Source organism: Schlesneria paludicola DSM 18645 (assembly GCF_000255655.1).
Taxonomy (GTDB): Bacteria; Planctomycetota; Planctomycetia; order Planctomycetales; family Planctomycetaceae; genus Schlesneria; species Schlesneria paludicola.
In genome coordinates, this window is sequence record NZ_JH636434.1 from 1,773,231 (window position 1) to 1,788,328 (window position 15,098).

At 54.7% G+C, this 15,098-nt stretch carries 11 protein-coding genes; 7 read left to right on the forward strand and 4 right to left on the reverse strand.

The genetic code is table 11. From position 1 onward, the window contains the following. The first annotated feature begins 29 nt into the window (after window positions 1-29). Together aspS and csrA are read left to right on the forward strand one after the other, a co-directional pair. Window positions 30-1,802 (forward strand): aspartate--tRNA ligase, encoded by a 1,773-nt coding sequence (gene aspS / locus OSO_RS0108720; RefSeq protein WP_010583027.1) that lies wholly within the window; start codon window positions 30-32, stop codon window positions 1,800-1,802. A 967-nt stretch (window positions 1,803-2,769) separates the two neighbouring features. Next, entirely contained in the window at window positions 2,770-2,964 is a 195-nt protein-coding gene (csrA, locus tag OSO_RS0108725; RefSeq protein WP_010583028.1) for a carbon storage regulator CsrA, read from the forward strand. A 319-nt stretch (window positions 2,965-3,283) separates the two neighbouring features. On the opposite strand, the gene OSO_RS42725 is transcribed toward csrA, so the two are convergent. Next, on the reverse strand, window positions 3,284-3,574 hold the full coding sequence (locus OSO_RS42725; protein ID WP_010583029.1) for a hypothetical protein: 291 nt from the start codon (window positions 3,572-3,574) through the stop codon (window positions 3,284-3,286). 387 nt (window positions 3,575-3,961) lie between these two features. Here OSO_RS42725 and OSO_RS0108735 point away from each other — a divergent pair, with 387 nt between their 5' ends. Together OSO_RS0108735 and sppA are read left to right on the forward strand one after the other, a co-directional pair. After that, entirely contained in the window at window positions 3,962-4,900 is a 939-nt protein-coding gene (locus OSO_RS0108735; RefSeq protein ID WP_010583030.1) for a deoxyribonuclease IV, read from the forward strand. Between the two features lie 211 nt (window positions 4,901-5,111). Continuing rightward, entirely contained in the window at window positions 5,112-6,149 is a 1,038-nt protein-coding gene (sppA, locus tag OSO_RS0108740; RefSeq protein ID WP_010583031.1) for a signal peptide peptidase SppA, read from the forward strand. Between the two features lie 212 nt (window positions 6,150-6,361). Here the strand turns inward: sppA and OSO_RS0108745 are convergent, their stop codons facing one another. Next, a complete protein-coding gene (locus OSO_RS0108745) occupies window positions 6,362-7,648 on the reverse strand; it encodes a 3-keto-disaccharide hydrolase (RefSeq protein WP_010583032.1) in 1,287 nt (428 codons plus the stop codon). A gap of 682 nt (window positions 7,649-8,330) precedes the next feature. On the opposite strand from OSO_RS0108745, the gene OSO_RS0108755 reads away from it, so the two are divergent. Then, entirely contained in the window at window positions 8,331-10,070 is a 1,740-nt protein-coding gene (locus OSO_RS0108755) for a hypothetical protein (RefSeq protein ID WP_157605100.1), read from the forward strand. Between the two features lie 103 nt (window positions 10,071-10,173). On the opposite strand, the gene OSO_RS47650 is transcribed toward OSO_RS0108755, so the two are convergent. Then, window positions 10,174-11,097: a hypothetical protein gene (locus tag OSO_RS47650; protein ID WP_010583035.1), complete on the reverse strand. Its 924-nt coding sequence runs from the start codon at window positions 11,095-11,097 to the stop codon at window positions 10,174-10,176. A 341-nt stretch (window positions 11,098-11,438) separates the two neighbouring features. Further along, complete coding sequence (locus tag OSO_RS0108765; RefSeq protein WP_010583036.1) at window positions 11,439-12,155, reverse strand: DUF3299 domain-containing protein; 717 nt, start codon at window positions 12,153-12,155, stop codon at window positions 11,439-11,441. 463 nt (window positions 12,156-12,618) lie between these two features. On the opposite strand from OSO_RS0108765, the gene OSO_RS0108775 reads away from it, so the two are divergent. Continuing rightward, on the forward strand, window positions 12,619-13,878 hold the full coding sequence (locus tag OSO_RS0108775; protein WP_010583037.1) for a glutamate-5-semialdehyde dehydrogenase: 1,260 nt from the start codon (window positions 12,619-12,621) through the stop codon (window positions 13,876-13,878). 89 nt (window positions 13,879-13,967) lie between these two features. Continuing rightward, window positions 13,968-14,975 (forward strand): flagellar motor switch protein FliM, encoded by a 1,008-nt coding sequence (locus OSO_RS0108780; protein ID WP_010583038.1) that lies wholly within the window; start codon window positions 13,968-13,970, stop codon window positions 14,973-14,975. Window positions 14,976-15,098: the final 123 nt, after the last annotated feature.

Here is a 15,098-nt window from a genome sequence, read left to right on the forward strand (position 1 = left end):
CCTGAACGACACTTGCAAGGATCGAATACGTGCTTCGGACTCATACCTGCGGCGAATTGCGAACGGCTCACGTCGGAAATTCTGTGACCCTGTGCGGGTGGGTCGACACCTACCGTGATTTCGGTGGACTCGTCTTTATCGATCTTCGCGATCGCTATGGAATCACGCAGGTCGTGTTCAGCCCGTCCCATGCCGAAATGCATGCGGTCGCACGCACACTGCGTAACGAAGACGTCATTCAAGTGACGGGTGAAGTTGTCTCACGTCCCGCCGATATGCAGAATTTGAAGCTGGAAACAGGCGAAATCGATGTTAAGGGCCGGCAACTTGATGTCCTGAACAAGAGCAAGACACCCCCGTTTTTCCCCACGCAGCCTGACCTGCCAAACGAAGAGCTGCGTTTGAAATACCGTTTCGTCGATCTGCGTCGTCCCGCCGTGCAACAGGCACTCATTCTGCGACATAAGCTCTCGAAGGCAACGCGCGACTACTTCGATGGATTGCAGTTCCTGGAAATCGAAACCCCCATGCTGGGACGCAGCACGCCCGAAGGTGCACGCGACTATCTCGTTCCCAGCCGCGTCCACGAAGGCTGTTTTTATGCCCTGCCACAGTCCCCACAGATCTACAAGCAGATCCTGATGGTCGCGGGCTACGATCGTTACTTCCAACTCGCAAAGTGTTTCCGTGACGAAGACTTACGTGCGGATCGCCAACCAGAATTCACTCAAATCGATGTCGAAATGGCATTCGTTGGCCAAGAGGATATCCTGACAACGATCGATGGCCTGATGGCAACGCTTGTGAAAACCTTGCGGGGAACTGAGCTGCAACTGCCATTGCCACGCCTGACGCACCGCGATGTCATGGAACGTTACGGCAGCGACAAACCGGATCTACGGTTCGGAATGGAACTGACCGACTTGGGAGAAATCGCGAAAGCCTGCGATTTTGGCGTGTTTAAATCGACGATCGAAAATGGTGGACGCGTACGCGGGATCCGAGTGCCCCAGGCCGCGGAAAAATACAGTCGGAAGCAAATTGACGAGCTGACCGAGTTCGTCAAACAGTACGGCGCCAAGGGTTTGGCTTTTTTCCGCGTGAAAGACGGAGAACTCGATTCTCCCATTGCGAAGTTTTTGAGTGCTGAACACCAGAAAGCCCTGATTGCCAAACTGAACGCAGTACCGGGCGATCTGATCTTTTGCGTTGCCGACACCTTCAAAGTCAGTTGTGCGGCACTCTCGGCGCTGCGATTGCGAATGGGGCGCGAGCTCAATCTCTACGATCCCCAAGAACTGAAAATTGCCTGGGTCATCGATTTCCCCATGTTTCAGTGGAACGACGAGGAAAAACGATGGGATGCGGAACACCATCCGTTCTGTCAGCCCGTAGACGAAGACATTCCATTCCTGGAATCAGACCCAGGCAAAGTGCGTGCACAGTCCTACGATTTGGTTTGTAACGGTTATGAAGCCGCCAGCGGCAGCGTTCGTATTCATGACCCCTCGGTCCAGCAAAAAATCTTCAACTTGCTGGGAATCACGAATGAAGAAGCCGAGGCCCGATTCGGATTCTTGCTGGAAGCACTGCGATACGGTGCCCCGCCGCACGCCGGCGTTGCCCTCGGACTCGATCGCTGGGTCATGCTGTTCCTGGCTTCGGACAACATCCGCGACGTCATCGCTTTCCCAAAAACGCAAAAGGCGGGCGACATGCTGACGGGCGCTCCGGCCACCGTCGACCTGAAGCAGCTGCGAGACTTGCACATCAAGGTGGATGTCCCCGCACCCAAGAAGTAGTTCGTCAAGTTCTGGCGAATTTGGGCTCAAGGCCCCAATTTGCCCTGGAAAACCGAGCCGCTGCCCCGGATCTCGTGGGCAGCGGCGGCGGCCATACGCCTCGTCGGCCCTCGTGGCATGGCACATTCATGCTGACAGGCTCGTTAGCACTCGCTATGGCCGCATCGGTCTGCTCGCAACAAACGCCATCGATGAGTCGCTCCAGTACCAATCCTTAACCTGGACACTAAGCAAGTACTCACTTGATTTCGTGAGCACTAGAACGCCCGGCCGTCGCCTGCCCGCCTTCTTCGTTCAGTCGCGGAGAGCGGGAGGTGACGACGCGAATTCCCCTTGGTTTCCAGCCTCCGCTTGGATGAGCCCATGTGGGGAGGCACTTTGCGGAGCCAATTCCTACGATTTCAACACGTCCTTTACGGTGCATGTCGTATCGATCGTGACGGTGAAGTGCCCCTACACACTGAAAAGAGTGGGTTCCTGCCACGAGATTGGTATAATCAATGTCGAAGGTGGCTCGCCTTAAGACCTCACGAAATGCCAGATTTACGTGCTTCTCGTATGGTAACGGACGTCATGATTGTAGCGGCAATTTGATGGTGGGATTTGCGGCATGAACGGTTCGACCGTTACAGCAGGCATCTCCCGAATCAGCACAGTTCCCGGACTATTCGCTACCAGTCGCGGACCCCGCGAACAATTCGCGTAAGCTGTAATTTTCGCGCTGTCGAGTTCTTCCCAAGTGAGTCAGGATGACGATGACTGGTGCTGTCGAAAACCGTCAATCGGCGATGAATCACCGCATGGACATGTCAGCACTCTGCCAATGATGGCAAGTTTTCCAAAGAAGCGAAGCTGAGGAAAGCTGACAGAGATTGCGAAGCGTCAGGAAATCTAAGAGTCCACAACTGGGAGAAGCGTTCACAGCGTCGAAAGGATGCGGTGGATGCACTGTTAAGGAGAAACGCAAATGCTCGTTCTTTCACGACAGCGCGATGAAAGCATCTTCATCGGCGACAACATCAAAATCACCGTTGTCGATATTCGTGGTGACAAAGTCCGACTGGGAATCGAAGCTCCCACGGAAATCCCCGTTCATCGACAAGAAGTGTATGAAGCGATTCAACGTGAGAATCAGAGAAAGACCGAAGAAGCCGCAAAATGATTGAAGGGACTCAAGTAGTTCCTCCCGTCGGCTGGACTCCTCAGAGGCTTTGCACGGTTTCAGGCTTCGCAGACGACCCGGATTTCGCGAACCGCGAACGATCAACAATCTGGCGTCACAAATAAAATCAGCCGGGCCAAGATGGTCCGGCTGATTTTATTTTCATTCATCTCACCCGATTCACATGGCATCGCCACCGGGCTTGTCCCACGGAATTCGACAGATTTGTCGATTCGGGGGAATTATCTCTCGCGCTCGAACCGGCCGATTGAGGGGTCGCCATTCAGAACGGACAACCCCTGATCGGACGTCGTCAAACTCAGTTCTTTGGTGCTTCGTCGGCCTTGGGCTCTTCTGCTTTCGGAGCGTCAATCTTGGGCTCTTCCGCCTTCGGAGCGGCTTCAGCGGGCTTTTCAGGAGCCTTCGGTGTTTCAGGCGTGCCAGCGGATGGAGCGGCAGGCACTTCTGCACCGCCACCTGTCGTGGAACCAGCCCCCGCTGCCGCCTTTGGAGCTGGCTTCGTGCCACCCTTCGGAGCGTCGCAACCAACCATAACGGTCGACAGCCCAAACGCCATCAATAACGAACAAATCGCCTGAGTCTTGTGCATTGATTCTTCCAACCCTGATGTCCAACGTCTGCTCACGAATCATTCGGAACAGGTGAACGAACCGTCTTACGACGTTTTTGATCCTGCCGCTGACCTTTGCGGCGCTCCGACCCCCAGTGGCCGAACAGCTAACCACTATTACACTCCTTGGCGGATCGCATTGCAACCGTTCTATGGCTGATTCCGGCCTTTCGCAGGTCGCATCTGTGCCTTCGACTCGGTTGTGTCAAATCTGCTGAATCCACACACTGCAGGTGGCTATGAGGCCTTGTAATCAAAACTTTCTTCGCTTCTCCGAAATCAGGCGAACGACAATTTCGCGCCTCAGAATGCCATTCCCAGACAACCTTCTCCATCCGTATCCATCGCTATCTGACGGAGCCTTGAATGCCATTGTTCGGTTCGCATCTTTCTATCGCAGGCGGTCTCTACAAAGCCGTCGAGGCTGCCGCGGAACTCGGAATGAGTACGGTTCAAATCTTTACGCACAGCCCGTCACAGTGGTCCGTAAAGCCCGTCGCAACGGATGTTGGAAACAAAACGAGCATCAAGACGGCCGGTGACGAGCAGTCCGCACAATGGGAAGGAAAATTGCTCGCCGACGATGACATCCGACGATTTCGTGAAGCCATTGAGAGAACACAGCTTCGAAAGCCATGTGCGCATGACAGCTATTTGATCAACCTGGCGACCCCGGACGACGCCCTGTGGCAGAAATCGATCGAAGCCATCGTTGCTGAACTTCTGCGAGCCGAGTCCCTAGGACTCGATGGCGTCGTCATGCATCCGGGTAGCTTTGTGAAATCGACTGAGGAAATCGGGCAGCGTCGCATCGTCGCAGGGCTCGATGAAGCACACCGTCGAACGAAGGGCGTGCGGTGCCAGTACTGGCTCGAAACGACCGCAGGACAGGGCACCAATCTCGGCCACCGATTCGAACAGATCGCGTTCGTGCTTCGCGAAGTGAAAGAGCCCGAACGCCTGGGCACTTGTGTCGATTCCTGCCACATTTTCGCGGCAGGCTACCCGCTGCAATCGAAAGCGGAATATCAGGCCACTATGCACGAATTTGACGACACCATTGGAATCGATCGCATTCGCGCATGGCACTTGAATGACAGCAAGAAACCGCTCGGCAGCCGCGTCGATCGACACGAGCATATTGGCGAAGGATGCCTGGGGCTCGAACCGTTCCGCCACATCGTGAATGACCCCCGATTCGCAGAAATACCGATGTACCTGGAAACCGAAAAGGGCGAACGCGACGGCGTGAATCTGGATGCCATGAATCTCGCAACGCTCCGCGGACTTATGTCAAAATCATGAGTTCGACCAGGAAATGGCGAACATTCGTCCGTAGCAATGTCCACGAGCCAGCCAGCGTCGATAGTTAGTGCCACTAGACTCGCTCGGATGTCGTCACTACGCTGAAGAGGCGACTCTTTTATCTGAACACACTCTTCCGGTCACAACGGAGTTGTCACGTGTCTGACCGGGATTGAAACATTACAACTTACGGCATGGGGGAATTTCGGCAATGACGGAAACTACTGCATTTGCGCCGGGCCCACGCGGGAGCGGCGGACCGCAAACCATCCTGGTTCAAACCCAGGTCTCCAGCCCATGGCGGGGGTGGATCATCAAGATCCTGATGGCGGCACTGGTCCTGTCGATTCTGGCAAACATTGGGCTCTTTTCCGCTTACCGTCAGTACTTTTCGAATGTTGATCCGCCGCATGAACGATTTCACTCAGGCAGTGTGACATCAACGGAAAAGATCGCCATCCTGAAAATGGAATCGACGATCATGCCGCCCTACACCGAACGGCTCATCCGCCAGATTGACCATGCTGCCAAAGATAAAGAGGTCAAGGGTGTGCTACTGGTCGTTGACAGCCCCGGGGGACTCGTCGCAGACAGCCACCAGATCTATCACCGGCTCCAAAAACTCCGAAATGAAAAACCGGTCTATGTGCAGATGAAACGAATCGCGGCCTCGGGCGGATACTACATCGCCATGGGTGCGGGTCCCGATGGCATGATCTACGCCGAACCAACGACCTGGACCGGCTCGATTGGCGTCATTCTGCCGCGTTACGATTTCAGCAAACTCGCCGACACTTATGGCGTTGCTTCAGATCCCCTGAAGACCGGCAAATTCAAAGATACGCTCAATCCGTTCCGCCCGATGACGGACGACGAACGCAAATTGTGGGAAAACATCATCGATCAGTCGTACCAGAAATTCATCACGGTCATCGATGACAACCGAAAAACACTCAACCGCGATGCCGTCACGGCGCTCGCCACCGGCCAGATCTACACTGCCGATGATGCCAAACAGAATATGCTGATTGATGAAATCGGCTTTGAAGAAGATTCGCTCGCGGCGTTGAAAGAGAAGATCGGCGTGAAAAACCCGCGAGTCGTCAACTACGAAACTCCCACGTCGCTCATGGATATCGTGTTGGGAAATTCGAAAGCACAGGTCACGGGCGATCCATGGAAATCATTCATCGAATCGACCGTGCCACGTGCGATGTACTACTGCTCCTGGCTGCCTGTGATGCCGTGAGCGAGTTTTCAGACAGACTCTTCAAGCTTCACACCTGAAACCACACACCCAAGCCACCCCTCGCTCCCAAGCTCCCGCTTGGGAGCGACTCTTGCGCTCTTGTTTTTTGCCCTGGCGGAAGGCGGCTTTGTGACATTTCTGGATGTGAAAAAGCTTTCCCAAGCCGATGCTTGGGAAAGCGGAAAATGTGTCAGAACAGAGTGTCAGAGGGACTAGCGTACCGACGACAGTTCCTTGATCCAAACATTGCGGAATTCAACGGGATCACTGTGCCCGGCGAAACCGAAGTAACCTTGTGTGCGATCTTTGCCAGGATGGGGCGAGTTCGCCATGTAGTCGGTGATCTTGCTGAGATCTGTATCCAGGATCACGCTGCCGTTCAGTTCGACCTTGATCGTTGACCCGACGACGGTGACTTCCTGGTAATTCCACTCACCTGCGGGGCGTCCGTATCCACGGGCAGCGGCTGCCATGCCGTATGCCGATCCGTGATACTGGCGCGCATCCAATTTGGCATACTTTGGATCTTCATTGTCCAAGACCTGCAGCTCGCACATTCCGACGTAAGCGGTATCGCCTTCGCCTGGATAGCGAATCGCCAGACCATTGTTTCCACCGGCTGGAACTTTGTATTCGAGTCGAACAATGAAATCACCGTACTGATTAAGTGTACGCAACACGCCGCCCTTGTTCGGCTTGCAGCGAATCACGCCGTCGGCAACTTCGTAATTGTCCGTCGCGCCCGCCCAGCCAGTCAACGATTTACCGTCAAACAACGAGGTGAATCCGTCATGGGCGAGAAGGGAATTGGCTTCGGCCGCAGGAATCTCGCGGACAAACACGTTCTTCCAGCGAATTTCTCCACCGTGCGTCTGCAATTGAATTGGACCGCGAGCGATCAAAGGCACCTTGCGGTCCTTGTCGAAAAAGTTCTCGAGAATCGCATTGTCGACGACAAGCTTCCCGTTCAAAAATACTGTTGTCCGGGCACCGATTTGGCGGATACGGAACGAATTCCATTCGCCAAAAGGACGGTCCGCCAGCACCAACGGATCTTTACCTGGCTTTCCGGCCGAATTGTTCCACAATCCGCCTGATCCCTTGTCGGAACCAATGCTGAATTTGGACGGATCCTTGTAGTCCCAAATTTGGACCTGGGGGGTGCCCTTCAGATAGATCCCGCTGTCTGCCAGTGCGACGGTCTTGTAGTCGATCAGCAATTCATAGTTGCCGAAATCCTCATCCGTCGTCAGATAAAGCCCGTGGCCATCATTGACAAGATCCGGCCCCTGAACAGACCAATGTTGTTGGATGTCCGCCAAACTCTTCTGGCGCATCTCATTACGCTGCTCAGGAGTCAATTCGGCAATCTTTCGCGGATCTTCCGTGCTGACACCATGCCAGCCGCTCAGATCTTTTCCATTGAAGAGCGGGCGAAACCCCGCGGGTGGAACATTGTCAGCAGCCAGGCTGACGCCTGCCAGTGAGATGAAAACCAAGAGTCCACTGCACGTCCTACGAGTCCACACGGCAAAGCTCCTACGTGTCGAGAAAGCACAAACCCTTCGCCCACAAAGGGCTGCAACGTCAAGGTATGGCGATGGGCGAAGGCCGACAGCCATCTTACCGATCAATGTTCGGCGATGCCACGAAGCACATTGGTGAGCACGACACCCCATTCGACTGGCGAAACCGTGGCATTGAAGCCAAGTTTCCTGCTGCGACGCCACACGAGTGTGTGCAAGCCGCCGAAATCACCGCTCCCATCGTTTCGTCCCCGATTAAGAGCGTAAGCTGATCTCGCCCGGGTGCCGAAACGATAAACTTTGCGGCACTGCGCGATTCAGGGGTGTATTCAGTTGCCCAGAACGTTACATTTTTTAATAGATGATGAAGAGACATTCGATTCCGACTGCTCCTCTGAGTCCTCAATCGGGCCAGAAAATACGTCAATAATCCAACAAGAATCCCCAATGTGACGTCGTTTGAGAAGGGTCGATCAACCAAGATCGATGGGCGACACTGGCAACTTGGCGAGAGATTCGCCGGATGCCCTTATCGGCGGTGGATTACTGCAATTTGAAGAGTCGGTTGATTGCCATGAAAACGCAACTTGCTTCCTGCCCGCGCTGTGGGGAAATCCTCTTCGACGACACTGTCGAGTGCCACGGATGTGGTCACGTGCTGGATCAAAACGCTGTCGTTGAACAAAAGGCCGTCAAGGCGATCAAAGCGCGTCCCTTGTCGTCCGGCCCTTCGGTCGACAATGACATGGAAATCTGCCCGACGTGTGGAGAGTCCTGTCGAACTGGACTCGTTCGCTGCTGGAACTGCAGTTCTTTCATGCGTCCAGAGATCGAAGCTTCGTATCGGAAAATGCGAGAATCAAGCCGATACGAAGTCGAACATATCGACCTTCCCGTCATTGAGGCGAGCCACGTCACCGAAGAAGATTCGCTGAAACGCCGGGTGGCGACGCCGGAATCTTATCTGGCATCCAATCCCTATGCATCGCGCGACGCCGGAGGCGGCGACGATTTCGAACTCTCGGACGATACCCAGTTTGGTGAAATCGACGACGACTCGTTCGACCTGAACGATGATCTGATTTTGACCGATCAATTGCTAGATTCGGCGGAGTCTGGTGAACTAGAGACGTTCCGCCTGCAGGCCCCCTCGGTCGATAACAGCGACGCTCAAACTGAGAGTGAAGCGGCCCCTGCTGAAGGCGACGAACCTCCGATTCGTGCCGCGATCATCGACGAGGCTGCTCAAGCGGAATCGCCCGAACCCGAAGCCAACTCTGCTGACGCTGCCGAGACCTTGGCCGCCACAGAATCCCGGCACGACGAAGAACTCTTGAAGATCGCTGCGGACGAAGAACAGGACATTCAACGAGTTCGAAAATCACTGCGTTCCAAAGACTCGTTCGTCATCTATTGCCCTCAAGGCTGCCGAATTCGAGTCAAAGAGCGGCACCGGGGCATGTCTGGTAAGTGCCCTCGTTGTCAGTCCGAATTCGTGGTTCCCCGCAAACAAGCGCCGAAGAAGTCGGAGGCTGATTCGGAAAGCGCCTTGCCGGTGGTTGCCAGCCGCTACAAAACATGGATGACCGATATTCGATTGCATACCGTTGACCCCACGAAGCTGCGAATTAAAGTCGACAGCCTGCTCAATGAATGCCAGGCAGTCGATCTGGGCTTCTCAGAGGACGACCTGCTCATTGCAAATCTGATCGCTGGCAAATTTGGTACGGCAGGTAAGAAGTTACCACCCGTCCGACAAGCAATGATCGATCATTTCCAAAAGCAGGGCTCTGTCGAAACTCTGACTGCCGCCGCGAAAAAAGCCTATTCAAAAGAGTTACTGGCCCAATTCAATGTTGCTCAGCCAGCCCCAGTCGGCACCGAATCACTGTTCGCCGATATTCCCGTGTTTGGCGTGAATCGAATCGCCGTTCGAATTCCAAAATTGGCCGACGATCAGCATCCCAAGTATCTGTCATTTAGCCTGTCAGAGTTCCGATCCTTCTTGGAATCGATGCGCTCAATTTGCGGAATCGAAGATTTCGGCTCAAATGTCGACGTCCCACTGACAGACGAATACACGCAGCACAAGTGCTTTATCAATGAATCGAAATTCCCAGAATTGAAGCGTCTTGAGTACTACCAGAAGGATCCCGGATTCAAGCTGGAGATCACGGGCTGGAAGTGCGCGGCGTGCGGAACGTACATCAGCGAAGCGGGACGCGCGGAAAAGAAGTTAGGCGGTCCCGCTGGCAAGACGCTCGCCAAGACCAAGTGCCCGAAGTGCACTAAGAAATTCGGCAGCCAGGCCCTCTATAAGGTCATGGAAAGCGCAGCTTCCGAATCCCAAGTCGCCGATTCTGCTCCAGCCGAGCAAGACCCTCTCACCGCCTGAAATCAGACCTCCAGCTGAATTCAAGCATCGTGGTCCCGGCATACCGCTTGAGATTCCAGTTCGACGGTGGAATGACCTTGAAGCAGCGATTGAATTCCGTCCGTCAGCGGTCGATCACGGCGGCATTGTCGATGACGTACAAGCCATAGGGCTTTCCATCTTCATCCGCCTTCATGTCGACGTGAAATGTTCCCACAACATCGAACGAGCGCGTGGCGGGTATATAGTTCGTGGTTTTACCTGATTTCATGTCGACCTGAATCAGGTCGTAGATTTTGGGATCTCGCCCGAAACAGCAAATCTGATTGTCGCGCGCCAGCACGAATTGCTCGATCCCTTCCGTATCGTAAGTGGGATACATGAACCCACGGATGCAGATCCTTTTCCCATCGAGGCCCTTCAGCCAGGCGGGCATCAATTCGGTCGCATTCGCCATGACAGGTTCCATATTCAGAACCTTCAGTAGATCCAAATCATCAAACGAAACACGCAGTCCGCTCAGTTTTTGATCCGTGCGAAACGACTTTTCCTTGACCAAGACTTCAACTCGACGTGGCTCTGCAACGGACTTTGCGACATCGACGATTGCCGCAGTGGGTTCGATCGCGTTCGGAGATGTTGAAGATTTGAGCTCCACCGATGGGATACTCAAAAGTGACCGCACATTCGCTCCGTCCACGACATTGACGGGTACAAGCGCTGATGCGGACACGTCTTCCATTGATACCGAAGGAGCCTTCGCATTCTCGGTGACCGTCACGCTTGGTGCGGCAACTGGGGCGGATGGCTCACTGTGCGGCTCTTCAGATGCCCCACTCGCAATCGTCTCGTCCGACGTCTTGGCGACTTCCCCCGCTGGCTCAGTCTTAGAGCTGCCATCGTGCTTTCCGGCAGGTCGATACTGCGACAAATCCTGCTGACTGCACCCCGGACCCAACAGGCACGACCCGAAAAGAGTCAGTACCGCCAGAGTTTTGACACCTGATTGTTGCGGCTGGTGTGGCATTTGTTCGTACTCCAGAACCATGGCTTTTGCGATCCATCTCACGTCAGCCCCGATCATGGGCTGACATGCCGCTCACCAACTTACAGCCACAGTACTCATTCAGGCGGGGACGATCGGGGCAATCTGGCGGATTTTCATGACCACAGTAGTTCTGACGGGTTCGCAAGAATCACCCGCAGGTTCATTGGCCTGCTCGCGGTAAGTTCATCGACGTCTCCGTTCAGGTTTCTCCGTTCAGGTTTGAAGAACCATGAGTGTCATCGACAAAAGGGCAAACGCGGAATTTCATCACATTGAAGTGCAATCGCCAGGCACATCTCACTCGACATCACTGGCGAAAACCAACCATACAACGGCCGAAATCAGTACCACGTCTTGGCAGGTGCGAAGTACTTGCAATCGAGCTGGTACACGGGGTTCAAACCACTCGCATCATAAGTTGGTTCGACTTTCAGCGTTCCGGCGACGCCAACCAGTTGCTTGTCGTGATAGTCGGCCAACGCCCCTTCCGTCATATTCACCAGAATCATATCGGTCGGTTTCGGCTGTCCACCAAAGCAGCATTCACCCGCATCACGACAAAGCACAAACGATTTCAGTCCATGCGTTTCCCGGAACGGGTACATATAACCTTTGAGGTAAATGGGTTTTCCAGCCAATTTGGCGACATCGGGATGAATTCCAGCCTGGCCGCCCTCTGACGTGAAACCCTTCTGAGAGATATCGGACGTAAAGTTAATTCGGGAATAACCTTCCGGAACTTCCGTTGCATAACTATGCAGATGCATCGCTCCAAATGCGATGAACATGGCCAGCATGAGCACCAGACTCGAAACGGCCAACCCGCCGCCTGACAAATCACCCTGTGATCGGGAAATCTGATAGTAGGCGATAAACGCCAAGACAATCCCAATCAGCGGAACAATGAGTAGCAGGTCAGACAAGACGGCGAGCAGCGACAGGCAGGTGAATGCCATGCTGACGGCCACCAGCGGTGGAACCGGACGATAACTGAATTCTTCCATCCCGTATTCGGGTCGATTCAATGTTTCGGTCATCGCTTCTCGTACCAATGACATTTTGGTCACTCTCAATTCCGGGTCACTCTCATAATCGCCCAAGCACAGGCATAAAGACTCAAGAACGCGAACACGCCGACGAATTAACAAAGATCGTACAACGAACCTTTCAGCAGGCAACGCGCTCCTCTAAGGAATGTACGCCATACTGATCGTAGATGTTGGCCTTGTCCAGTCGGCGCACGCCTTGCCCGGTGGATTCCCGTGCGGATTTGCTCAATTCTATCGATTTCTGGCGAATGTCAAAAAAACACGCCCTGACAGTTAGGGACTCTACCGTTGCAACTCGCAATTTTATCGAGATTGACGATCGCAGAGTGCCCTAGGATACTGGCTCGCTCGGGGAAATCGGGGGAACATCCTCCGTCAATCTTCGAAGATTGCCTATCATGGCATTGACGGTGCCGAAGCGCCTGTCTTGCCGTCGATCGCCGGGCAGACAGGGCCAACCAAGGGAAGTGAAATGTCTGAATGGACCGAATACGCCGATCAGCTGACCCAGCAAGCGCGGCGTGCTGCACGACAACTGGTCATTGCCAACGGAGAACAAAAGCAGAAGTGGCTGCATCTCGCGGCGGATCTACTTGTTTCACGCGCGAGTGAAGTCATCTCTGCCAACTCTCGTGACATTGAGCAGGCTCCGACGCATGGACTGAATGCCGCGGCGATCGACCGTCTGACATTGACACCCGCTCGCTTGGAAACGATCGCCAAAGCGCTCCGCGACGTGGCTCAACTTCCGGACCCGGTCGGCGAAATCATCGATTCAAACGTGAGGCCGAATGGCCTGCTGGTGACTCGCGTCCGCGTTCCGCTGGGTGTTGTCTTTTTCATCTACGAATCACGCCCTAATGTCACCGTCGATGCGGCCGCCCTGTGCGTAAAAAGCGGCAATGCCGTCATCTTGCGCGGGGGGAAAGAGGCGTTACACAGCAATCTGGCGCTCCATCGCATCCTTCGAGACGCACTGGTCGAAACGGGCCTACCGGAACATGCCGTACAGCTCGTCGAGACGACCGAGCGACAGGTCGTTGGCGAACTGCTGAAACGCGGCGATCGCATCGACGTCACCATTCCTCGCGGAGGAAAATCGCTCATCGAGCGCGTCACGGCAGAAGCAAGCATGCCCGTCATCAAACATTTCGATGGCATCTGCCATGTGTTCGTCGACAAATCTGCCGACCACGACATGGCAATCGAGATTCTCAAAAACAGCAAATGCCAGCGTCCCGGGGTCTGCAATGCGGCAGAATGCCTGTTGGTTCACGCCGAAATCGCCGAGGCATTCCTGCCGAAGGTGGCCGCCATGCTTCGCGCACAACGGGTGGAAGTCCGTGGTTGCGAACAAACGGTACGCCTGATCCCCGGTGCAAAACTTGCCACCGATGCCGACTACCGAACCGAATATCTGGATCTCATTATTTCTGCCAAGATCGTCAGCGACCTGACGGCGGCCATCAACCACATTGACGAATTTGGCTCGCACCATACCGACACGATCGTCACGAATGATTTGAGTTCAGCCAATCGCTTCACCGCCGAAGTCGACTCAGCAGCCGTGATGGTAAATGCCAGCACTCGGTTTAACGACGGTGGAGAATTCGGCCTCGGAGCCGAGATCGGGATCTCGACGGATAAGTTCCATGCCCGTGGCCCCTGCGGGTTGAAGGAGCTGACGAGCTATAAATGGGTCGCGCATGGTTCGGGGCAGATTCGAAAATGAGCAAACCTCGACGAGTCGGCTTGGTCTCGAATCGTGCCGACTTACAATGTGTGAGAGTTCGATAGTGCCGGTTGAGCGGGAGTCCAGGGATGGGCCAGATCTTGAGTCAGTCGGAAGTGGAAGCAATTCTGTCCGCCGTGAACTTCCCGAGCGCCATGTCCACACCGCAGTCCGCTACCGCCAATTTCGGCAGCGACGTTTCTCTGTACGACTTCGAACACCCTGAACCTCTCCGGCAATCACAGCTCGACACGCTACGCCGATTGGCTCTGGCGAATCGAAGCGAGCTTGAGACGCGTCTCAAATCGCTGTTGCGTGCACCTGTTCGAATCACCTTTCTTGCCGTCGAACAGTCCACGTTTCGCGACTATCTGGCAACGTCTGAACATCCCGGTTGCTTGGCTGTGCTTGAGGCGTCGATACCGGGCCCACATTGGCTTTTGGACGTTGGACGAACCCTGTCACTCATCGCGATCGACTGCATGCTCGGCGGCCAGGCGGACGCCGACCAGCGCCCCGTCGATCACACTCGACCCTTTACGGAAGTGGAAGTGAAGCTTTTGAAAAAAGCGTTTGCCGCAATCTTGCCGGGATTGATCAGCGGGCTCGCACCCCAAGACGCTCTTTTTCCGAAACAGATTGTCTCAGACGCAACGATGCTCGCCGAAGCGACCGCGAACGATGCAGTGGCATTGGTCAGTTACGAAATCGGCTGCGGAACATATCAAGGATTGATTCAACTTTGCGTTCCCTGGCGCTTCGCCTTGAGCGGCACAGGCCACCTTGCGCAACACGCCTCAGATTCAGCCGACTCCTTGCGCACTGGTGCGGGACAACTTCCGGTCAAAGTCGCCGCTCGCATCGCGCAATTCAAACTCTCGGCAAAGGAACTGGCAACCTTGCAATGCGGCGATGTCGTGATGACCGAGGTGTCGCCGCACGATGAAATCTGCCTCGAAATTAATGGCGCAGCGGTCTTTCGTGGCTCCCCAGGTCAAGATCGCAACCGAAAAGCCATCGTACTGACCACCCCAGTTCACGCGAAGCCAAAAACGGCGAACTCGGACGACACGCCACCAGAAACCGCCGTCCGATGATCGAAGACGTGGTTTTTGACCTTGGTTTCCGCAAGATTCCATAAGGCCTAGCCGATCGACTTCTTGACGGGTCGTGACCGCCGGGCTAATACTATCAGCAACACTTTTTTGACCGCCCGAAAG

Coding starts and splice junctions, on each gene's coding strand:
- csrA (WP_010583028.1), top strand. CDS start 2,770: ATGCTCGTTCTTTCACGACAGCGCGATGAAAGCATCTTCATCGGCGAC.
- OSO_RS42725 (WP_010583029.1), bottom strand. CDS start 3,574: ATGCACAAGACTCAGGCGATTTGTTCGTTATTGATGGCGTTTGGGCTG.
- OSO_RS0108735 (WP_010583030.1), top strand. CDS start 3,962: ATGCCATTGTTCGGTTCGCATCTTTCTATCGCAGGCGGTCTCTACAAA.
- sppA (WP_010583031.1), top strand. CDS start 5,112: ATGACGGAAACTACTGCATTTGCGCCGGGCCCACGCGGGAGCGGCGGA.
- OSO_RS47650 (WP_010583035.1), bottom strand. CDS start 11,097: ATGGTTCTGGAGTACGAACAAATGCCACACCAGCCGCAACAATCAGGT.
- OSO_RS0108765 (WP_010583036.1), bottom strand. CDS start 12,155: ATGTCATTGGTACGAGAAGCGATGACCGAAACATTGAATCGACCCGAA.
- OSO_RS0108775 (WP_010583037.1), top strand. CDS start 12,619: ATGTCTGAATGGACCGAATACGCCGATCAGCTGACCCAGCAAGCGCGG.
- OSO_RS0108780 (WP_010583038.1), top strand. CDS start 13,968: ATGGGCCAGATCTTGAGTCAGTCGGAAGTGGAAGCAATTCTGTCCGCC.